A 22,852-nucleotide genomic window follows, 5' to 3' on the forward strand; every position below is an offset into this window, starting at 1 on the left:
TCGATGTGGCTCTGTTATATTTTGTCGATTGAATCTGTTTCGAGGCGCATTTGGCTACTCCATTTTGGTATAACGCAGCGTTAGCTCTGATTAAACCCTTATATCAATCGCGTATTCGTAAACGTGCGACCGATCCTGAACAATTACAACAAGAACTGACAGAACGTTTCGGCCCATTTCAGCCGCCCAAAAATCTGCATGCCATCTGGTTTCATGTGGTCTCGGTCGGTGAGACCAATGCTGCCCAGCCTCTCATCGAACATTATTTAAAATCGGGTCATCCGGTGCTGGTCACCAATACCACCAAAACCGGTCAGGCACGGGCCAAATCACTTTTTTTAAAAGCACCTTATCTGGATTTATTTCAAGCGGTCTATTTACCTGCTGATCAGAAAGTACTGATCCGTGATTTTTATCAGCAGTATCAGCCAAAACTGTTATTGCTGATGGAAACCGAGCTTTGGCCGAATCTGCTGGATCAGGCACCAGAGTTTGATGTAGCCACGATTTTGTTAAATGCGCGTCTTTCGGAAAAGTCGGCCAAGGGCTATGCCAGGGTTAAAGGTCTGACCCGGAGCATGCTACAGCAGTTAAGTCAGCTTTTGGCACAAGATACTGCCACCCAGCAGCGTTATATCGAGTTGGGGATCACCGCCGAAAAAACCCAGGTTTTGGGCAATATCAAATTTGATATTACTGCACCACAAAGTTTTGTAGAACATGCTGCAAACTTGAAGCAAGAATGGCAACTGGCAGGTCGCAAAATTATGATACTGGCCAGTACCCATGCGCCTGAAGAAAAAGAAATTCTAAGCGCTTTAAAATCGGCTTTAGATAGCAACCCAAAACTTTTATGTATCGTCGTACCCCGTCATCCGGAACGTTTTGATGAGGTGTTTCAGGCTGCACAGAGTTTAAATTTAATAACTCAGCGCCGTAGTTTGGCCCAGAACATTGAAGCAGATACCCAGGTTTATCTGGCGGATTCGATGGGGGAAATGTGGCTCTGGTATGCTTTGAGTCAGGCCTGTTATGTCGGTGGCTCACTGAATGAGCCGGGTGGCGGGCATAATATTCTGGAGCCGATTGCTTTGAATGTACCGACTGTTTTAGGCAAAAACTATTTTAATTTTCAGACCATTGTCGATGAATTCGTTCAAGCAGATGCAGTAGAAGTTGTGCAGGATGCGCAGCAGGCGGCAGAGGTATTGCTGGAACTTTTGCAAGATCAAATCAAGGCACAATGTTTAAATACAGCAGCGCAGAGAATTATGCAGTTAAATACGGGATCGCTTGCCAAGCATATTCAGGTGATTGATCAGTATCTTTAATTGATATTGATAAGTAACAGATATTGGATTTACCAAGACGGCAAGGATGCCGTCGTTAGGCTGTGTGGATTGAAGTTTTTTCAATATTTCTAAGCTGGCTTATCTAGCCTACTTTTCAAAGATGAAAAGTAGCAAAAATCTTTTGTATCACTGAAGGGATGTCCTTATCCCTCAGGGATACGCGCGACATCCATGTCGCCACCCTCTAGCGGATAGAGGTCATTCAACAGTTCTTCGGTATAAAATCTTCTATGAATATTGTCCTTCTTGACCATCGACAAACACAATCGGATCTCTGGACGATTTCATCGAAACGTCAACTGGAACATTTACAGCAGCATGTGCAGATTCAAGTTGGAGATACCTTAAAAGTGGGAGTGCTGGAAGGTCAGCGCTATCTCACCGAGATTGTCGAGATTTCTGAAAAAGCAGTGCGACTAAAACCGCTTCAAGAAGATGCTATTCCAAAAAAATTACCCGTAACTTTAATTGTGGCCTTGCCACGGCCGAAAGTGCTGCGCCGTCTGATCATGGACAGTGTCACTTTGGGCGTGGAAAAAATCATTTTACTGCATAGTTATCGCGTCGATAAAAGCTACTGGCAAACCCCATTTTTACAGCAGTTAAATCATTATATCGAGCTGGGACTGGAACAGGCCGGGGATACAATAGCTCCGAAAATCGAGCTGTATAAACGTTTTAAACCTTTTGTTGAAGATATTTTGCCAGGCTTGATTACGGCTGACCGACCCGCTTATGTGGCACATCCTTATGCCGAACAATCCATGCCTTTTGCGATTCCGCATCCTTGTACGATGATCATCGGCCCGGAAGGCGGATTCATTCCGTATGAAGTAGATTTACTGGTTAAAAACGGCTGTCAGGCTGTGAGTCTGGGCAACCGTATTCTCCGCACTGAAACCGTGATTCCCTATGTCCTAGGTCGTCTGTTTAGCACGAGCTGAGGCATCTTCATTGCCTTCGCCGCGATAGACTTTGACTTCCTGTACCGGATAAGGAATTGAAATATGATGTTCGGCAAACGCCTGAATCACGCGTTCCTGCACCGCACTGATTGAGGTTCCTGTGCCTGTCTCAGTGGTATCGACCCACCAGAGCGCTTTTAAGGTAATGGAAAAATCAGCCAGCGCCGTGACATTGACACTAAAGCCCGGCTGACTGAGGATGGTCGGGTCTTTATCTAAAATGGCGGTAATCAGGTCTTTGGCTTTCTGGATATCATCTTCATAGCCAATACCCACTACAAACTCACAGCGACGGCGGGTATAGGCCGTGTTTACCGTCACGGCACTGGTATAGACCGTGGCATTGGGAATCACGATACGGCGGCCATCCGGTGAACGCAAAAAAGTCGCACGGATCTGGATATCTTCGACTGTGCCTTCCATGCCATTGACGATAATATCATCGCCAATCTTGAATGGTTCACCGAGTAAAATCAGCACACCAGAAAGCAGGTTCTGGAAAATATCCTTGAAGGCAAAACCAATGGCGACTGAACCAATCCCGAGGGCACTCATGAGCTGACCCGGGGTAAAGCCAGGCACGGCAATGACCAGTCCAATCAAAACACCAAAGAAAATAATAAAGGTACTGCCGACACGGTTCAGGACCAATACCAGATTCTGGCGGGTATAAGAGCGGTTCTCTAAAGTTTTGCGCACAAAAAACTTAAACAGTTTTGACAATAGCCAGAAGATGACAATGACCACCAGCGCAATACAGAAATAAGGCACACGCTCCCAGAAACCTTCCATGATCTTGTCAATGGTGCTATAGGCATCGTTGTACTTGGCAGTATGTTCAATCACGGTCTGGGTGGTTTTTTCAGTTGCCTGATGCAACAACTCCGTGGTGCCCTCAGTGACCTGGCTTAAGGTATTATTTTGCTCTGCCACAAAAATTCCATCATTTAAATTTTGCCTATTTTGCCTGATGTTGAGCAAAAAATTAAGAAGCGCTATCCGCCAGGAATGGATATTTCCTAAAAATAAGCAGACGGCTGTTAAAAATATTGTGTGGTTTTTTGCATGATCTCAGGCGGGATATGTGGCTGTTCTCCACCGCTCATATAACCCAATAAAGCCAGCGACCCAGATAGGCTCAGTAGTATCAGGACAATCATCAGCCAGGCCAGCATCTTTTCCCAGAGCAGGGTCATCCGCGCAGGACCGTAGTCATTTATGCCGCGATCTCCCGAACCAAAAACGATATAAAGCCATACAAAAATGTTCACCAAGGGCAGCAACAGCAGCAGCGCCCACCAGCCACTGCGGTTCATGTCATGCAAACGGCGAACGGTCACCACTAAAGCGAAATAGGCATAGACCAGAATCATGATCAGCACGCCGATACCGGCCAAGCCTTGTAGTGAAAGCAGCCAGTTAGAATCCATTGAATGGACTGCAATATTCACAATATCAATACTTAAGCCCAGCGCAATACTGCTAAACAGGAAGATGAAATGTAGAAATGCTGACCACGCAATAAAACTCAGACGCCCGAAACGGCCTTTTATCGACAAGGGATGATCCGTTGCCACTAAAGCGGGAGGGGTGAAATAGGGAGATTCTGGCGATTTCATAAATATGATCCTGAACTGAACAAAATGAAATAAGAGCGAGAGCTAAATTCTATTTTTTAAAGGGCATTGCTACAGATCATACACAGTTATGCAGAATATTCTGTACTGTAAGTTGTGCTTTATTTTGTTTGAATTTGAATAAATAATCTACGACGAAAGCATGATTGCCGGATTCGAAATAAGCAGGCCATACTGCCATTATGCATAAAAAACAATCAACAACACAGCATTAACCTCTCGTGATGAGATAGAACAAAATCAAGGAAGTGACATATGCAAGAGATCTATCCAGTACCCGAAGATTTTAAAAAAACAGCACGCACGCTTGAAGACCAGTATTTCGAACGTTATCAACATTCCATCGAGCAGCCAGAAGCATTCTGGACAGAACAGGCACAACGTCTGGACTGGATCAAGCCTTTTACCCAAGTCAAAAATACCAGTTTCGATCCCGACAATTTTAAAATTGAATGGTTTGCTGATGGTCAGCTCAATGTCAGCGCCAACTGTCTGGACCGTCATCTGAAAGAACATCCCTATAAGCCGGCCATTATCTGGGAAGGGGATCATCCTTCACGGCACAAGATTATTTCTTTTGCCGAGTTGCATGACGAAACCTGCCGTTTCGCCAATGTGCTGAAAAAAAATGGCATTGCTAAAGGCGACCGGGTGATGCTGTACATGCCCATGGTCTCTGAAGCCGCGATTGCCATGCTGGCCTGCGCACGCATCGGGGCGGTGCATTGCGTAGTATTTGGTGGGTTTTCACCGGATTCTCTGGCCAGCCGGATTGAAGACTGTCAGGCCAAAATGGTGATTACGGCCGATTCCGGTATGCGTGGCGGGAAACCGATTCCGCTAAAAGCCAATGTTGATGAAGCTCTGAAACTGGCTGGTACAGACTCCATTCAAAATGTAATAGTGGTGCATCGCACCGGCAACCCGATTGAAATGCAAGAGGGGCGCGACCTGTGGTATCACATGGAAATCATGTCGGTGAATGACATTTGCCCACCGGAACCGATGAATGCCGAAGATCCGCTATTTATCCTGTATACCTCAGGTTCGACCGGCAAGCCCAAGGGCGTGATGCATACCACGGGCGGCTATCTGACTTATGTGAATTGCAGTTTCCGCGAAGTGTTTGACATCAAACAGGATGATATCTTTTGGTGTACCGCAGATGTCGGCTGGATTACCGGACATTCCTATGTGCTGTATGGCCCATTGTCGAATGGCACCACGACTCTTATGTTCGAGGGTGTTCCGCAGTATCCGAGCTGGGCGCGTACCGGACACATTGTCGATAAGCATAACGTCACCATTCTCTATACCGCACCGACAGCCATCCGCGCCATGATGCGTGAAGGTGATGCCTTTGTGCGGGAAAGTGACCGCAGCAGCCTGAGAATTCTAGGTTCGGTGGGTGAGCCGATTAATCCTGAAGCCTGGAACTGGTATTACACCGTGGTCGGTGAAAGTCGCTGTCCCGTCATTGATACCTGGTGGCAGACGGAAACCGGCGGTTTTATGATTACGCCATTGCCAGGCGCGACTGATTTGAAACCGGGTTCTGCAACACGGCCTTTCTTTGGGGTACAACCTGCGATTGTCGATGCGGATGGTAAGGAGCTGGAAGGCGAAGCTGAAGGCAATCTGGTGATTAAAGATTCCTGGCCGGGCCAGATGCGAACCATCTGGGGTGATCCGGAACGTTTTATCGAAGCCTATTTCTCGACTTATCCGGGTACTTATTTTACCGGAGATGGCGCGCGTCGCGATAAAGACGGTTATTACTGGATTACTGGCCGGGTCGATGATGTGCTGAATGTGTCCGGACACCGTTTAGGCACAGCTGAAGTTGAAAGTGCGTTGGTGGCCCATGAAGCAGTGGCTGAGGCTGCTGTGGTGGGTATGCCGCATGACATTAAAGGGCAGGGAATTTGTGCCTTTGTCACCTTACAGGCCGACGTGACCAGTTCAGATGAATTGCGTGCTGAACTGGTGAGCTGGGTGCGCAAGATTTTGGGGCCAGTGGCGACACCTGATGCACTGTACTGGGCACCCGCTTTGCCCAAAACCCGTTCAGGGAAAATCATGCGCCGGATCTTGAGAAAGATTGCAGCCAATGAGCTGGATAGCCTGGGCGATACCTCGACATTGGCTGAACCACAAGTGGTGGATCATCTGATTGCAGAAGTACAAGCCAATCCTCGTTAAATAGCTAAAGTCCACAAGCAAAATACCGGCTGCACGCAGCCGGTATTTTTAGATCAGGAATAAGCTCTGCATGCTTTCGAATATAGCGCAACGTCTTGATCTGCTAAGCTGCCCACATGCTGAACATGAGTTAAAATAATGAATGTACGATCACCATATTTAGATCAATCTCCTGTCGATATTGCCCAGAAACTGGCAGAACAATTTGCCCAAACTGCCGCAGTGCGAGACAAGCAGGGCGGTAATCCCAAGCATGAACGAGACCTGATCCGTAACAGTGGTCTGCTCGGCTTGTCTATTCCTGTTGCCTATGGTGGACAGGGGGCAGACTGGCGGACAATTTTTAAAACCATTCAGACCCTGGCGCAGGTCGATAGCTCTCTGGCGCATGTTTATGGATTTCATCATTTATTGATTGCCACCGTACAGCTATTCTCCCAACCTGAGCAATATGGCAAATGGTTTGCACAGACTGCACAAAATAATCTGTTCTGGGGCAATACTCTCAATCCGCTGGATCGTCGTACCACGGCAATTCAAGTCTCAGAGCATGAATATATTTTCCATGGTGATAAAAGCTTTTGTTCTGGTTCGATCGATTCGGATATGTTGCTGTGTTCAGGTTATAACGAAGCCGGAAAATTGCTGATTGGCGTGATTCCTACCCAGCGACAGGGGGTGAGCTTTCTAGGCGACTGGAACAATATGGGCCAGCGCCAGACTGACAGCGGCACCAGTCATTTTGAACAGGTCAACATTCACCGGGATGAATTGCTGCTCAATCCGGGGCCACTGAGTACGCCGTATTCCAGTTTACGTCCATTGATTGCGCAGCTGATATTTGTGCATATGTTTCTCGGTGTCGCCGAAGGGGCTTTTGAAGTTGCCAAACAGACCGTACAAACCCAAAAAGCCTGGTCAAAATCCTTGGCTGAACATGCAGTGAATGATCCTTTTACCCAAAAGCATTTTGCCGAGTTTTATGTGCAGCTGGAAAGCGTGCGTTTATTGGCAGATCAAGCCATTCAGACCTTGCAGAAAGCTTGGAATATCGGCCCTGATCTGACTGCCGAGCAGCGTGGTGAAGTCTCGATTGCGATTGCCACCGCCAAAATTGCCGCCACCAATAGCTCTTTATATATTACCCAGAATATTTTTCAGGTCATGGGCGCACGGGCAACGACTGTGCAACTGAATCTGGACCGGTTCTGGCGTAATGTTCGGACTCAAACCTTGCATGATCCGGTGGATTATAAATATCAGGAAGTGGGGGAATGGGTGCTGACCGGAAAAGTGCCTGATCCAAGTTTTTATTCCTGATTTGAATATTAAAACAGCCTCTATATGAGAAGCTGTTTTATTATTTTTAAGATGACGGGTCTTTTTTAAAGCTGCTTAAAAGCCTCGATTGCCCGGACACGGGAAGATTTTAAATCCACAAGCGGTTTTGGATAGTCCAGTTCACGGTCAGGGTTTTTGGCATAGGGTTCATGAATGCTTTTGGCATCCAGATGCGCCAGTTCAGGCACCCACTGACGGATATAATCCCCATTCGGGTCGAACTTCTGTGACTGGCTGACCGGATTAAAAATCCGGAAATAAGGCACCGCATCCATACCCGTCGAAGCACACCATTGCCAGCCGCCATTATTGGCTGCCAGATCACCATCAATCAGCTGCTGCATGAACCAGCTTTCTCCTAAACGCCAATCGATCAGCAGGTTTTTGCACAGGAACATCGCGGTAATCATGCGCACCCGATTATGCATCCAGCCGGTGGCGAGTAGCTGCCGCATCCCGGCATCTACAATCGGGATCCCGGTTTGGCCCTGTTGCCAGGCTGCCAAATCTTCAGGTGCATGCCGCCACTGGATTTTATCGGTATTTTCTTTAAACGGGCGATGTCTGGAAACGCGGGGAAAATCGAACAGGGTATGCTGATAAAACTCACGCCACAGCAGTTCATCCAGCCAGGTTTGTTGACCGAGATCATCGATCTGGAAATAGCCATGATGTTGTTTAAACAGCGCCTGAATGCACTGGCGGATCGAGAGAATGCCGATATTTAAATAAGGCGAGAGTTGACTGGTGCCATTAAGCGCTGGAATATCACGATCTGTTTGATAGCTGCTTAAGCGGTCTTTGATAAAATCATCCAGCATCTGTAGGGCATGAGTTTCATCTACGGGCCAAAGTTTTTCAGAATTTTCTATTGAATAGCGACCCGCAAACTTTTCTAGATCAAAATGTGTCAGCTCTACAGGCAATTCGAGCAAGTCCTGAGACGCAATCACAGGATAAGCAGAAGGCACATCGAGAATCAGCCGCTCATAGCATTTTTTCTTAAAGGCACTATAGACTTGATAGGGTTGATTGGACTGATTGCGGATACTCGCCAATGGAAAGAGGGTACGATCATGATACAGCTCGACCCGAATCTGCTGCTGTTCCAGTCGTTGCTGAACCTTGAAATCACGCTGTAGTTCATTGACCCCAACTTCAATATGCGCATGCACGCTATCAATCTGCAAGTTTTGGCAGAGTGCTAACATCTCATCAGCAAGATTACGCCACAAGCCCACTTCTCGTACAATTAAAGGAATATTCAGTTGTTCTAGTTGCTGTTTGAGAACCTGTAGTCGTCGCAGATAAAAATCGATTTTGATCGGCGCATCTTGATGTAACTGCCATTGCTCAGGAGAAAGCACCACCAAAGCCACACAGGGGCCTTGTTGAGTGGCATGCCACAAAGCGGCATGGTCTTGAATTCGAAGGTCTTGGCGAAACCAGATCAGATGCATGGTACTTTCTTAAATCAGGGAGTTAGCCTGCATTTTAGGCAATCTGCTACCGATGGAATAGTATTAAAATATTAATATGATAGGAGACTGATTTTTGCACGTACCAGTCTCTTTGTACCATTAAGCTTTGGCTTGATAAATATTTTCCAAAGTATCCACCAAAGTACGGGTCATCTGGTCAATTTCATAATTCACTGTATCGCCCACCTGGATGTGCTTCCAGGTGGTCAGGCGCAAGGTTTCCGGAATCAGGTCAATCGAAATTTCACTGTGGGCACGATCGACACGGTTCACGGTCAGGCTGCAGCCATTTAGCCCAATAAAGCCTTTTAGGAAGAAGTACTTGATATTGCCCTCTGGAATCTGTAAATCGATATGCAGGGTTTCACCGCGAGCTTCAATCTGGATGACCTTAGCCCTGCCTTCAATATGGCCATACAGATTATGTCCACCGTTTTCTGCACCGACTTTGGCAGAGCGTTCAATATTCACTTCATCACCAATTTTTAAGGCTTTCAAGGTGGTAAGCGCCAAGGTGACATTGGAAATATCAAAATGAATCTGTTTCTGCGCCCGGTCAATCGTGGTCACCGTAAGACAGACACCATTTACTGCCACACTGGCGCCAATAAACACATCTGCAAAAAAGCTGTGCTGATCACTGACCAACAGAGTAATAAAACCATCGCCTTTGCGAATCTCGATGACCTGTTCCAGGCATTGGACAATACCGGTATACATAGTTAAACGTCTATTCTTGCAATTGCATCCCATTGTAGGCAGGAAAGCTAAATCCGGCTAGCGCTTTACTGGACTGCTTGGTTTCTGTCCGGATAAAAAATCCCTCAAGCCGAGCCTTGAGGGGAAAATTTGCAATGTGCCGTCATTATTATAATATTTGGGCATAAGCACCACTTAGATTTAAGCGGATTTAGCCTGCACAACCTGCTGTTGTTGTGCTTCTAGCTCACGCACCAATGGCAACACCTTTTCTCCAAAATATTCAACTTCTTCAACACAGTGCAAGAAACCGGAAAGCACCAGATCGACTCCAATATTTTTTAACAGCACAATACGTTCAGCAATTTGTTGCGGTGTGCCAATTAAATTGGTCTTGAAACCGTCGTTATACTGGACTAAATCTTCAAAACTTGATTTTGCCCAGTTGCCTTCGCCTTCAGTTGTCGAGGCACCGGCTTCACGTGTCGCTTCAGCAAAATTTTTCACTGCTTTGATATTGGCCTTATCAATAATTTCCTGTAAAACCGCTTTGGCTTGTTCTTCAGTATCACGTGCGATGATAAAGGCATTGACCCCAATTTTCACAGTGTGATTATTGGCTTGGGCTTTTTCGCGAATATCATCAATCTGTTTTTTCAGCTCTTCAGGCGTGTTGCCATTGGTGAAATACCAGTCTGAAACACGTGAAGCCATATCACGCGCCGCACGTGAACTGCCACCCTGAAAAATCTCGACCGGTTTATCCGGGAGCGGTTGTGGGCGTAAGGTATAGTCTTTAAATTGATAGAACTTGCCATCAAAATTAAAGTGATCCGTATTCCAGATTCCGCGCAAACTGCGAATAAACTCTTCTGAACGGGCATAACGCTGGTCATGCTCTGGCCATGCTTCGCCAATCGCATCAAATTCGCCACGGAACCAGCCACTGACCACGTTAATCGCAATCCGGCCATTGCTGAGCTGGTTAATGCTGGCCAATTGTTTTGCCGCAAGCGCAGGTTTCCACGGCCCGGGTAAAATTGCTGCAATTAACTTGATCTTGCTGGTTTGTGCGAGCAAGGCATGACTGAAGCTGACAGATTCATGCTGGTTTTCTGCACTATAGCTTGACGCAAAACGAATCTGGGTCAGGCCATATTCAAAACCGCTTTTTTCTGCTGCTTGTGCCAGACGCACGTTATATTCATAGCTCCAGTCGGTACGCTGTTCGATGGTACTGACGACAAAACCGCCACTGACATTCGGAACCCAATATGCAAATTTGATGTCTTGCTGTATTTGCTGTTGTGACATATTTCAACCCTCGAAGTGAAAATCGCTGATCAAGCAACTTGCGTTTGCGCTGATTTTTTACTGTGCAAGCGGGATTCTGCTGCATCCAGACTTGGTACAGCCGCAGAGGGCAACACTTCTTCTTGTTCGATTTGTTTATTGATGCTCAAGTTCTGGTTGGCCTGTTGGGTTTTTGCTTTAATGACTTCGGCACGTTGTCCTTTGGCCGGTGCCCATTCCAGAATAGGCAGGGCACGTGCTACTGCCAGGGTAATACGATCGCGGAGCAATTCACTGTGAATGGTATATTCAGGAGTGAAATCACGATCAGTCGCATACACGCCAATCGGTAAAGTCTGAGCCTGGAAAAAGCTGAATAATGGACGTAATTGATGTTCGAGCACCAGCGCATGTCGGTCACTACCACCTGAAGCCGCTAAAAGTACCGGTACATCGACCAGTGCAGTCTGCTCGACAAAATCAAAGAAATGTTTAAACAAGCCGGTAAATGAAGCGCGATATACGGGTGTACCAACAATCAGCGCATCTGCAGCTTCGACTGCGGCCAGATCATCCTGAACGCGCTGCGGTAATTGATTACGATAAATCGCACCACCCAGGAGCGAACCAATTTCACTAAATTTAATAAAATGTACATGAATTGGTGTCGCTTCACCCAGTTCATCAATAATGGCCTGAACCAAGGCTTCTGTTTTAGACGGATGATTTAAACCACCCGATACGGCAACAATATTTAAGGGTTTTTGCGCATTAAAATTAGACATGTTTAGAACCTGAAAAATAGGAGTAATCTCGGAATGTCCTTATTAATCCCGATTCAGTGCCGGGCTGTAAAATAACGAAAAGCTGAAAAGTTATCTGATTTTTCGATATATGAAAAAAGCCTGGTTTATAAGCATTAATTTTAATATAAGTTTTTGATATGTAGATTTATATTGAATATAGCTAAGCTTTTTAATTTAGGAATACGTTATATATAAAAAAGTGATGAGAATTAAATAATTATTGAAATACCGCGAAAAATGGTGATTTTGAAGAAAAACTGCATATTATTTTAAAAATTGTAGAGTCTTGCATATCCTTAACCGGGTTGTGTGGTTAGAATAGGGGCTACCGTGCCAAGATCTCTCTCACGTTGCCTATGAATATTTTAATCGTTGATGATCATCCACTATTTCGTCATGCCTTGATTCAGGCTGTACGTTATAGCCTGCCACAAGCCCAGATTCATGAAACTGCGGCAGTCAATGAATTTTATGAACGTCTAGAAAATGGCCCCGAGCCTGATCTTGTGCTGCTGGATTTAAATTTGCCAGGCGCATCAGGTTTTTCTGCCTTGGTACACGTCCGCGCGCAATATCCGTCGCTGCCGATCATTGTCGTGTCTGCGCATGAAGAAGTCAGTATTATCCAGCGTGCCATTGCGCATGGTGCCATGGGCTATATTCCAAAATCTGCCCATCCAAGCCATATTGGTGAAGCGATTCGCGAAGTGCTGGAAGGTGAGATCTGGTTACCGCCAAATCTGCCAGCCAACATGAACTTTGACCCGCGTGCTGCCGATGAAACGGCTTTGGCGGAACGGATCCAGTCTTTGACCCCACAACAGTTCCGAGTATTGATGATGGTGGCCGAAGGCTTGCTGAATAAGCAGATTGCTTATGAACTGGACGTGTCAGAAGCGACCATTAAAGCGCATGTGACTGCAATTTTCCGTAAGCTTGGCGTACAAAACCGGACACAAGCGGTATTGGCCATTAATGCACTGAATATTGAAGACCGGAAAATGTAAGTTCTGTATATCCGCATGGAAAAAGGCCTCCTTGGAGGTCTTTTTTTATCTGAATAATTCAGTGAAAAAGCATGCATATATTAAGCAATATAATCCTGCTTGCGGGTGAAATCATCGCAGAATAATGGATTTAAGGCACATTGCAATTCATCGATCTGATCTTCGGTGACATAACCCTTGGATTTCAGATATTCGGCCACGCGATCATCTCGCAGGCTCAGGAAAGTCGCATCATAAACACCCAGATCGACAAAGAGTGCAGCCGTTTCCAGACTGTTAAAACGGTCCAGATAGACTTCATTGTCATACATCAGGAAGATATGATCATCGCGCGTGTTCGGATCGACATGTAAACGCTGCGCTAGCTCATGCGGGCAGGTTTTAATAAATAGTAAATCAGACAGCTCGTCAAACTGGCTGGTATCCAGACAGTTATCTTCGTTTTTGACTTTACCCAGCCAGGCCTTAAACACCAGGACGGCACCACCACGCAGCAACATGCTCCAGATCTGATGACGAGTTTGCACCGGAAGATCCGCCGTTTCAGCTTCTAAAGACTGAAGCAGTTTGTCTTCCTGCTCGGCAATCCGTTCAAACAGACCCAGTCCTTGCGGCTTGTAAGCATAAGGTTCAAAGACATCAAAATGTAATTCATCAAAAACTTGCAGTGCCAGCGGGACTGCACTCTGATACAGCGTTTCCAGCGCCTGATACTGGGCATCATTCAGCTTGCTGTATTTAAAGATCTGTGCCCAGTCAATGCTTGGCAATAAGGCATTGGCGCCATATTGACGGTGGAACTGCTGGGCCTGATTCAGGCCATGGTTTTGATCTATGTTCATGTGAAGAACTCCGATATGCAGAAAGATCAGCTACCCAAACAATCAAGGCATGTATGAGATGGAAACTGATCGTTTCTTATTCCTCTATTTTTAGAGCCAAGCATAGCTGATAAAAAATACGACTAAAGTTATAGTGCTGGAAAATTACCCTTTAATTATGAGTTAAAACAAATAGATAATTAATTGTAAATAAGTGTACTGCTGTACAGGTACAGATTGGTCATTTTTTGCCATGGTGAATTAGAAAATGAACATTTTGGTCAATTTATTCGGCTGTATTTTCGGCATATTTGCTGCTTTTAGCACATTAGAATAAATTTTATGCAAGCTAGGTGATTTTCTGTGGCAGTTGAGTATAAAAAATGCCCATTTTAAGCTTTAAAATGGGCATTCATGAATGCAATACAATCTTAGGAATCAGAAATTTTCAGTCCGGATAACCATGATCGTAAGGATGCAGGTTTCAGTGGTTTTTTCAGCAATACAATATTCAGCTCTTTCAGGCGCTGTGGCAATTCCGGATCGGAATCGGCAGTAATCAGCGCCACCGGAACATCATTGCGGCGCTGTTCCAGAATAAAGTCTAAACCGATCTTGTTCTGATTGAGATGCTGATCGACCAGCCAGACCTGAATATTTTCCTGCTGAATCAGCCTCAATGCCTGCTCTGGTTCGGTGGCTTTAAAGACTTGATAACCCCATTTGCTCAACAAGGTCGCCATCCCTTCCAGAATGGTTTCATCATTATCCAGACACAGGATTTTAAACGCCTTGGTTTTTAGTGGTACGGCCTGAACAGGTGCAGCGACGACTTTGGGTGCTGCAATGACAGGCACTTCAATCATAAAACAGGAGCCTTTGCCCAGCGCCGAATACACATGCACCGGATAGTCCAGCATGCTGGTCATGCGTTGCACGATGGCCAGACCCAGTCCAAGGCCCTGTTCACCCCATGGAGAGGTATGGCCGCAACGTTCAAACTCCTGAAACAGCTTGATACGTTGTTCTTCGGCAATCCCCGGTCCGGTATCCCAGACGCCAATGCGGATATGATTCGGTTTGGTACTGGAGCGTAAGACCCCGACCATCACTTTACCTTTGGCGGTATAACGCAGCGCATTACTGACAAAGTTCTGGATAATCCGGCGAATCCACTGTGGATCGGTATCAATCCAGAACTGCGCATCATGCACACTGAATTGAATGCCACGTTGTGCCGCAATGGATTTAAACTGCAGTTCCAGATCACTCAGCAGGTCATGTAGCGGATAGGCCTGACGTTTCGGCTGAATGGTACCGCCTTCCAGTCGGGCAATATCCAGTAGCGCAGACAGCATGCTTTCTGCACCATGCAGGGCACGATCCAGTTGCTGCAAGGTCTTGCGGTCTTCGTCATTTTGGACGCTTTGTTCCAAGGCAGTACTGAACAGACGCGCCGCATGCATCGGCTGCAACAGGTCATGACTGGCGGCGGCGATAAAGCGGCTTTTCGACATATTGGCTTTGTCGGCCTGTTCACGCGCCAGTTGCTGCTCGGACAGGGCATCGGCCAGCTGTTGAGTACGATCCTGAACCCGGGCTTCCAAGACGGCTTCATTTTCACGGAAGGCAGTAATATCGGCGAAAGTTGTAACGAAACCACCCCCTTCGATCGGATTACCACGCATCTGAATGACCCGGCCATCTTTACGAATCCGTTCAAATTCATGGGCACTGCCGACCTGCATCCAGTGAATACGCTTGCGGACATGTTCTTCGACCGAACCCGGCCCACATTCACCACGTTCGGCGTTATAACGGATCAGATCTGCGATTGGACAGCCGACATAGACAATATCGGTCGGATAATCGAACAGTTTCAGATACTGATTATTCCAGGCCACCAGACACATGTTTTCATCGACTACGCTGACCCCTTGGGTCATGTGATCAATCATGGTCATGATCAGATTCTGGTTAAAACGTTGCCATTGCGAGGCCTGATCGAGAATGTTGGCGACCTGACCCAAGGCCAGGCCATTATTGACCATGGCCGTGGTCAGCAGGGTACGTGCCGAAGCTGCCCCGATGGTACCGGCCAGATATTGTTCGGTAAAACGCCACCACATGCCATTGGCGCTGCTGTTTTCATTCAGTTCGACACTGTTTTGGGTGCAAAATTGCTGAAAAGCGCGGGTAGTGGGCCCTTCACCGGTAATGCGCTTGGCCAGGGTAATCAGATCGCCGACTTTTAAACGCGCCACATCCTGATGCGAATAACTGACTTCAGTTGAGGGACTCTGCGATGGCAGTGGCTTGGTTTCATAATAGAAGAAACTTTCAGCCTGAATCTGTTCGGCAATACTCGGACGGAAAATCCGCGAGATCCAAATATATAGGATTGTATTCAGGCCCAGTGCCCAGACCACCCCATGCGTCAGCGGATCAAACGATTCGAAACCGATCAGCGCTTCAGGACGTAACCAGTTCCAGCCAAAAGGGCCGTTAGTGAGCAGATTTTGGCTAAAGCGGTGATAGGCTTCTGGCAGGCTGCGCAGAATGGTGGGAAATAGCAGGGTATAGGACCACAAGGCAAAACCGGTCAACAGACCCGCATATACGCCCTGCTTACTACCACCGCGCCAGTAGAGGCCACCGATCAGGGCAGGGGCGAATTGTGCTACGGCACTAAAGGCCAACAGGCCAAAAACAGAAAGCTGATCAATATCATTAAAGAAGTTGAAGAACAGGAAGCCCATCAACATCACGCCCAGAATACAGATCCGGCGGGTAAATTTCAGTACCAGCGGCAAGCGTTTATCATGTCGGGAAATCAGTTTTAAACGCCATAGCGCTGGCATGATCAGATCATTACTGAGCATGATGGAAAGTGCCACAGAAGACACCAGCAGCATCCCGGTAGATGCGGAAAAGCCGCCCAAGAATGCCAATAAAGTGAGCCAGTCCTGATTATAGCTGAGGGGTAAGGACAGGACCGCCACATCTGGAATTGCCAGATATTGCGGCGCCGCATGCAATGCCCAGCTGGCAATCGGAATAATCGCCAGCGTGGTCAGAATCAGATAAACCGCAAACCAGCGCCGTGCACCGCGGATATGTTTTTCATCACGCAGCTCCACCACTGCCACATGGAACTGGCGTGGCAGGCAGATAACTGCCAGGGCTGCCAGCAAGGTCTGAACCCAGAAACTTTGCGGAACCCCAAACAGCTGGACATCACGGAAGGTGGTACTGATATCTGTGCTGATCTGTGCCATATTTCCTGGTGCTTCAAACATAAAGAAACAGGCGACTGCCAGCAGGGCAAAGAGCTTGACAAAGGATTCAAAGGCCACGGCCAGCATCAGACCGCCATGCTGTTCAGTATTGGCAATCTGCCGGGTGCCAAAGATCATCGCCAGAATGGCCAGTACACCGGTCAAAAACAGCACCCCATTGGTGGTGTTGGCAATTCCGGCAGATGGTTCCAGAATGACTGCGGCACTCAGGGCAATGGCGCGTAGCTGTAAAGCCAGATAAGGCACAATCGCGACCACTGCCAGAATGGTGACCAGCGATGCCAGCGGGCCACTTTTACCATAGCGCGCCGCGACAAAGTCCGCGATTGAGGAAATCGCATGATGCTGTCGTACCCGTCCTAATCGGCGCCAGATATCATAACCGACGGCAACGAATAACAGCGGGCCAAGATAGATCGGCAGGAAAATAATGCCTTCCCGTACTGCAGCGCCGGTAGCGCCATAAAAGGTCCAGGATGAACAGTACACCCCTAAAGTTAAACTAAACAATAGCATGCGCCCACGGGTACTCAGCCGGCTGGCATGTTTTTCCCCGTAAAAAGCGCAGATAAAGAGCAATGCGATATAGAGGGCAAGTACCCCTATGATGAGCCAACTGTTCATATAGCCTGATGTGTGCTGAGCATGCCGCTATGATAGCGCATCATGAACGCTGCAGTTTAAATTGGTCATTTTTTAACGACCAAAGTCTAAATTACAATAACATAGGATTCTTGTTAAGTTGTAATAGTGATAATTCGAATTAAAAATAGTCGGCCCAAGGTTGGGCTTCAGGAGAGTAATTATGGATGAGGTACAAGTAGATCGCATTCTACAAAATCCAAAATTCAAAGAAATGGTTGCCAAGAAAAGTCGTCTTAGCTGGACGCTTACGGCAATCATGTTATTCGTTTATGTCGGCTTCATGCTTTTGGTCGGCTATAACAAAGAGTTTCTATTGTCTTCACTTTCAGGTGGTGTGACCACGTGGGGTATTCCACTCGGTCTGGGCATCATTGTTTTGTCGTTTCTCTTGTGTGGTGTGTATTCCTACATTGCCAATAACAAACTGGATCAATTGACCGAAGAAGCAATCCGTGAAGTTGAAGCAATCGCTCATGAAAAAGGACCACGTTAAGATGAAATGGAATTCTCTTATTGCCCTGGCGACCACCCTTATGGCTTCAGGTATGGCTTTCGCTGGTCCTGACTTGGGTGCAGCAGAACAGCAACCAACCAACTGGCCTGCAATTATCATGTTTGTGATTTTCGTAGGTGCAACACTGTTCATTACCAAATGGGCAGCGAAACAAACCACCAGCACCACAGATTTCTATACGGCCGGTGGCGGTATTTCTGGTTTCCAGAATGGCCTGGCCATTGCCGGTGACTATATGTCAGCAGCATCATTCCTGGGTATTTCCGCGATGGTGTTCCTGTCAGGCTTTGATGGCTTGCTGTATTCACTGGGCTTTATGGTCGGTTGGCCGATCGTATTGTTCCTGGTGGCAGAACGTCTGCGTAACCTGGGTAAATACAACCTGTCAGACGTAGTATCTTTCCGCTTGCAGGAAAAACCGGTACGTACCTTGGCTGCTTTAAGCTCGCTGGTTGTGGTTGCGTTCTACCTGATTGCACAGATGGTGGGTGCAGGTCAGCTGATCAAACTTCTATTCGGTCTGAACTATAACATTGCAGTCGTGATCGTTGGCTTGTTGATGATGGCCTACGTAATTTTCGGCGGTATGTTGGCAACCACCTGGGTACAGATCATCAAGGCGGTAATGTTGCTGTCTGGTGCGACCTTTATGGCATTCATGGTCATGAAAGGCGTGGGCTTCAGCTTTACCAACATGTTTGAACAGGCGATTGGTGTTTATTCAAAAGTACATGACTTGAGCCTGACAGATGCGACCAAGATCATGGGTCCGGGTAGTCTGGCGTCTAATCCGATTGATGCGATTTCTTTAGGTCTGGCATTGATGTTTGGTACAGCAGGTCTTCCACATATCCTGATGCGTTTCTTCACGGTAAAAGATGCCAAAGAAGCGCGTAAATCAGTAGTGGTTGCTACAGGTTTTATTGGTTATTTCTACCTGCTCACTTTCATCATTGGTTTCGGTGCGATTCTGTATGTATCGAACAACCCGCAATTCCTTGATGTTGCAAAAATGGCGGTGACTGGCAAGCTGGAGCTTGTTGGTGGTAACAATATGGCGGCGGTGCACCTGTCTGATGCAGTGGGCGGCGACCTGTTCATGGGCTTCATTTCTGCAGTTGCATTTGCCACGATTCTTGCAGTCGTTGCTGGTTTGACTCTGTCAGGTGCCTCAGCTATTTCGCATGACTTGTATGCCAACGTGTTGAAGAAAGGCCAAACTACGCCTGCCTCTGAACTACGTATGTCTAAGATTGCGACTTTAGGTCTTGCGATCTTTGCAATGATTCTCGGGATTCTATTCGAGAAACAAAACGTAGCCTTCATGGTCGGTCTGGCATTCTCGGTTGCAGCATGTGCCAACTTCCCGGTACTGGTATTGTCTATGTTCTGGAAAGGCTTGACGACACGTGGTGCAGTGATTGGTGGTGTTGCAGGTCTGGTAACAGCAGTAACCTTGATTGTGCTGTCTAAAGCAGTATGGGTCGATACTTTGGGTATTTCTGATACGCCAGTAAACCCGTTCAATGGTCCTGCAATCTTCGCGATGCCATTGTCATTCTTCTGCTGCTGGTTGTTCTCTGTGACGGATAATTCGGCACAGGCTCAGGCAGAACGCAAAGCCTTTGATGCGCAGTTTGTACGCTCACAAACTGGTATTGGTATCTCAGGCGCATCGGATCACTAAGATCTCCGCTACGCTAAAAAAAGCCCCGTCAGGGGCTTTTTTTATGCCCTTATGCTCCAAATTTTTTAGAGCAAGCGCCATACTGAATTTGGGTGCGCTAGATTTTACTTTGATTTTTTCAATCTTTGCATACAAATCGTACAGCTATATACTGCTTTAATCATGCTATGTTAAGCCTGATAAAATAACAATATATGCGTGCATGACTAGACAAACAAGAAGGGCAGTATGAAGCAATCTTTGCAGCAGTTTTGGCACAGCTTTACCCATCTGCCCTCAGCATGGCTGCTTTGTTTGCAATTGCTGATTTTGATCTTGTCCATGTTGAGTTATGAAAACCTGCCCTATCGAGCAGTCACCTGGATGCTCGGTGTCCTGGTGTTACTGGTCATTGCCAAGGTCATTCGCCAGACGCCGATGTTTACCATTTTAGGACTTAGCTTTGTAGCCGGGGCAATTCTATTTTCTTCACTGATTGTTTTGGGCCTGCGCTATACCTGGGTCTATGTGACGGCGAATCTGTTTGAAGCCAGTGCATATTTTAGTGCTGCTTATGGCCTGTTGCGTTATATGTTTCATGACCGCTATCTTACCAAAGATGAACTCTTTGCAGCTGGAGCGGTATTTACCTTACTGGCCTGGGGCTTTGCTTTTCTTTATAGTGTCTGCCAGTTATGGGTGCCTTATAGCTTTTCAGATCCTGACTTGCAAGCCCATCAGCCTTGGTTGGATTTGATCTTTCTCAGCTTTAGTGTCCAGTCCGCCACGGGCTTGTCGGATGTGATGCCGGTCAGTCCGCTGGCACGGATGCTGGCAATTATCCAGATGTTTGTCGGGGTGATGTATTTGGCCCTGATTGTTTCTCGCCTGATTGCCTTACATTATATTTCCCATCTGCCTAAACAAAATAGTGCAGAAAATCAACATAGAAGTCCGGATGAGTAAGAGACAACCCTTGGAATGATCGGGTTACAGTAACTTCACTGCTTTATTCGTCTTTACATTTTAAAATGTTGAAAATCAAACGTATCTATTACAGCAGTAAATTCTGCGAGATCGTTTGTACTTGTCAATAATGATGTAAGCCTCACGGCAATTCAATTTATTAAAAATGGGGGATGTATGCCTTCCACAAAACCATCTTGGTTTGCCAATATCAATCCAAATGTTTTTATTAGTACCGTCACGATTATTGCGATTTTCTTAGCTTTAGTCGTCTTTGCACCCGATGCTTTTTCAGTTTTCACCCAGCAACTGAACCAGTGGATTACTACGTCCTTTAGCTGGTTCTATGTATTGTCGGTGGCGATATTTCTCATCCTTCTGGTTTATATTGCCCTGTCGGATATGGGCAAAATCAAACTGGGACCCGACCATAGCCAGCCGAAATATAGCAGTGCCTCCTGGTTTGCGATGTTATTCACCGCAGGAATGGGGATTGGACTGATGTTCTTTGGCGTGGCCGAACCGGTGATGCATTATGTCACGCCACCTGCCGGTGAACCGGAAACTGTACTGGCTGCACAACAATCTATGCGGGTCACCTTTTTCCACTGGGGCTTACATGCCTGGGCTATTTATACGCTTGTTGGCCTATCCTTGGCTTATTTTGCTTACCGGCATCAATTGCCTTTAAAAATCCGTTCGGCCTTGTATCCACTGATTGGTCAAAAGATCTATGGTCCGATTGGAGATGGCGTCGATACCTTTGCCACCATTGGTACGGTATTTGGTGTGGCCACCACGCTTGGTTTCGGGGTGACCCAAATCAATTCAGGTTTGAACTATTTGTTCGGGATTGAACAGGCACCCAGTACTCAGGTCATTTTGATTATTGTGGTCAGTGCCATGGCGGCGACTTCCGTATTTTTTGGATTAGACAAAGGAATTAAACGTTTATCTGAACTAAATTTGGTACTTGCACTGCTGTTGCTGATTTTTGTTTTTGTGGCAGGTCCGAGTATTTATCTGTTACAGACGACTATTCAGAATGCCGGCCAGTATGTTTCAAATCTGTTCAGTATGACCTTTAATCTGTATGCCTATCAGCCAAGTGGCTGGATTGGGGGCTGGACCATCATGTACTGGGCCTGGTGGATTTCCTGGTCGCCATTTGTCGGGATGTTTATTGCCCGGGTCTCGGAAGGGCGCAGTATTCGTGAATTTATCGTGGGTGTATTGCTGATCCCGACTGGATTTACCCTGATCTGGATGGGCTTTATGGGCAATGCTGCGCTGTATAGCATTATGCATGAAGCCAATACCAGCTTGCTAGAAGCAGTTCAACGTGATTCCTCTGTGGCTCTATTCGAATTTTTAGCTAATCTGCCTTTCAGCTCAGTGACCAGTATCATTGCGACTTTACTGGTGATGCTGTTCTTTGTGACTTCTGCCGATTCAGGAGCATTGGTGACTGATTATCTGACAGCAAAAAGTGAAAATTCACCGACCTGGCAGCGTCTGTTCTGGACCGTACTCATGGCTTTACTGGCTATCATCCTTTTACTGGCAGGAGGCTTAGAGGCTTTGCAATCGGCCACGATCATGAGTGCTTTGCCATTTACATTCATTATGCTGCTGATGTGCTGGGGATTAATCAAAGCCTTACATCTGGATGTCACCAAAATGCATGCGCTGCAAGCTGCACGGATCACCCCGCGTGCAATCCAGAATCCACGCAGCTGGCAACAGCGATTAGGCCTGATTATGCATTATCCGCACACTCAGGAAGAGGTGCAGCAGTATATTCACAATACAGTGAATAAGGCATTTCTCAGCTTTCAAAGTGAATTGAAACGGCGCCGATTACACGTGGCGATTAGCCCGCTAGAAGACGGTATACAGCTCCGTGTTGATCATCAGGATGAAATTAATTTTATCTATCAGGTCAATGCCACCCAGACTTTAAGTCCAAGCTTTATGTCTGAACTGGAGAATGCGGGCGTAGATTCCTATCAGGCAGAAGTCTTTTTAAGAGAAGGCGGGCAGGGCTATGATGTGATGGAATGGACGCAAGAAGATCTATTACAGGACATCATTGACCAATATGAACGTCATTTGCACTTCTTAAGTCTGGTACGTACACCGGAATAAGCGTATCTAA

At 46.7% G+C, this 22,852-nt stretch carries 17 protein-coding genes; 9 read left to right on the top strand and 8 right to left on the bottom strand.

The window, feature by feature from the left end; translation table 11 throughout:
- The first annotated feature begins 50 nt into the window (after positions 1–50).
- Together FTU42_RS00560 and FTU42_RS00565 are read left to right on the top strand one after the other, a co-directional pair.
- Positions 51–1,331: a 3-deoxy-D-manno-octulosonic acid transferase gene (locus FTU42_RS00560; RefSeq protein ID WP_180082900.1), complete on the top strand. Its 1,281-nt coding sequence runs from the start codon at positions 51–53 to the stop codon at positions 1,329–1,331.
- 251 nt (positions 1,332–1,582) lie between these two features.
- Positions 1,583–2,296 carry a 16S rRNA (uracil(1498)-N(3))-methyltransferase gene (locus FTU42_RS00565; protein WP_100534525.1) on the top strand — a complete coding sequence of 238 codons (714 nt, stop codon included), beginning with the start codon at positions 1,583–1,585 and terminating at the stop codon, positions 2,294–2,296.
- On the opposite strand, the gene FTU42_RS00570 is transcribed toward FTU42_RS00565, so the two are convergent.
- Positions 2,270–3,250, bottom strand: a complete 981-nt coding sequence (locus FTU42_RS00570) for a mechanosensitive ion channel family protein (protein ID WP_100329503.1) — start codon at positions 3,248–3,250, stop codon at positions 2,270–2,272. The two genes, FTU42_RS00565 and FTU42_RS00570, sit on opposite strands and share 27 nt — an antisense overlap.
- 107 nt (positions 3,251–3,357) lie before the next feature.
- Positions 3,358–3,936, bottom strand: coding sequence for a DUF805 domain-containing protein (locus FTU42_RS00575; protein ID WP_159516479.1), 579 nt, complete (start codon positions 3,934–3,936; stop codon positions 3,358–3,360).
- A 273-nt stretch (positions 3,937–4,209) separates the two neighbouring features.
- Here FTU42_RS00575 and acs point away from each other — a divergent pair, with 273 nt between their 5' ends.
- A complete protein-coding gene (acs, locus tag FTU42_RS00580; protein WP_074383876.1) occupies positions 4,210–6,156 on the top strand; it encodes an acetate--CoA ligase in 1,947 nt (648 codons plus the stop codon).
- 138 nt (positions 6,157–6,294) lie between these two features.
- Positions 6,295–7,476: an acyl-CoA dehydrogenase family protein gene (locus FTU42_RS00585; protein WP_180082901.1), complete on the top strand. Its 1,182-nt coding sequence runs from the start codon at positions 6,295–6,297 to the stop codon at positions 7,474–7,476.
- 65 nt (positions 7,477–7,541) lie between these two features.
- On the opposite strand, the gene FTU42_RS00590 is transcribed toward FTU42_RS00585, so the two are convergent.
- From FTU42_RS00590 to msuE, 4 genes are all read right to left on the bottom strand, one after another.
- On the bottom strand, positions 7,542–8,957 hold the full coding sequence (locus FTU42_RS00590; protein WP_180082902.1) for a deoxyribodipyrimidine photo-lyase: 1,416 nt from the start codon (positions 8,955–8,957) through the stop codon (positions 7,542–7,544).
- Between the two features lie 120 nt (positions 8,958–9,077).
- On the bottom strand, positions 9,078–9,698 hold the full coding sequence (locus FTU42_RS00595; protein WP_180082903.1) for a riboflavin synthase subunit alpha: 621 nt from the start codon (positions 9,696–9,698) through the stop codon (positions 9,078–9,080).
- A 180-nt stretch (positions 9,699–9,878) separates the two neighbouring features.
- Positions 9,879–10,991 (bottom strand): dimethylsulfone monooxygenase SfnG, encoded by a 1,113-nt coding sequence (gene sfnG, locus FTU42_RS00600; protein WP_180050212.1) that lies wholly within the window; start codon positions 10,989–10,991, stop codon positions 9,879–9,881.
- A gap of 29 nt (positions 10,992–11,020) precedes the next feature.
- Positions 11,021–11,755: an FMN reductase gene (gene msuE / locus FTU42_RS00605; protein WP_005095088.1), complete on the bottom strand. Its 735-nt coding sequence runs from the start codon at positions 11,753–11,755 to the stop codon at positions 11,021–11,023.
- Between the two features lie 377 nt (positions 11,756–12,132).
- Here msuE and FTU42_RS00610 point away from each other — a divergent pair, with 377 nt between their 5' ends.
- Positions 12,133–12,783 carry a response regulator transcription factor gene (locus FTU42_RS00610; RefSeq protein ID WP_004281370.1) on the top strand — a complete coding sequence of 217 codons (651 nt, stop codon included), beginning with the start codon at positions 12,133–12,135 and terminating at the stop codon, positions 12,781–12,783.
- Positions 12,784–12,863: 80 nt separating this feature from the next.
- Here FTU42_RS00610 and FTU42_RS00615 read toward each other — a convergent pair whose 3' ends face one another.
- Both FTU42_RS00615 and FTU42_RS00620 read right to left on the bottom strand, forming a co-directional pair.
- Positions 12,864–13,625 (bottom strand): hypothetical protein, encoded by a 762-nt coding sequence (locus FTU42_RS00615; protein WP_005173201.1) that lies wholly within the window; start codon positions 13,623–13,625, stop codon positions 12,864–12,866.
- Between the two features lie 410 nt (positions 13,626–14,035).
- Positions 14,036–17,527: a PAS domain-containing hybrid sensor histidine kinase/response regulator gene (locus FTU42_RS00620; RefSeq protein WP_074383882.1), complete on the bottom strand. Its 3,492-nt coding sequence runs from the start codon at positions 17,525–17,527 to the stop codon at positions 14,036–14,038.
- A gap of 181 nt (positions 17,528–17,708) precedes the next feature.
- Here FTU42_RS00620 and FTU42_RS00625 point away from each other — a divergent pair, with 181 nt between their 5' ends.
- From FTU42_RS00625 to FTU42_RS00640, 4 genes are all read left to right on the top strand, one after another.
- Entirely contained in the window at positions 17,709–18,041 is a 333-nt protein-coding gene (locus FTU42_RS00625; protein WP_004890697.1) for a DUF485 domain-containing protein, read from the top strand.
- A gap of 1 nt (position 18,042) precedes the next feature.
- A complete protein-coding gene (locus tag FTU42_RS00630; RefSeq protein WP_100354923.1) occupies positions 18,043–19,749 on the top strand; it encodes a cation acetate symporter in 1,707 nt (568 codons plus the stop codon).
- Between the two features lie 228 nt (positions 19,750–19,977).
- Positions 19,978–20,694: an ion channel gene (locus tag FTU42_RS00635; RefSeq protein ID WP_100534518.1), complete on the top strand. Its 717-nt coding sequence runs from the start codon at positions 19,978–19,980 to the stop codon at positions 20,692–20,694.
- A gap of 177 nt (positions 20,695–20,871) precedes the next feature.
- Positions 20,872–22,842, top strand: a complete 1,971-nt coding sequence (locus tag FTU42_RS00640) for a choline BCCT transporter BetT (protein WP_100329495.1) — start codon at positions 20,872–20,874, stop codon at positions 22,840–22,842.
- Positions 22,843–22,852: the final 10 nt, after the last annotated feature.

Origin of the sequence: Acinetobacter sp. YH12102, from assembly GCF_013419125.1 — a bacterium.
GTDB lineage: Bacteria > Pseudomonadota > Gammaproteobacteria > Pseudomonadales > Moraxellaceae > Acinetobacter > Acinetobacter pseudolwoffii.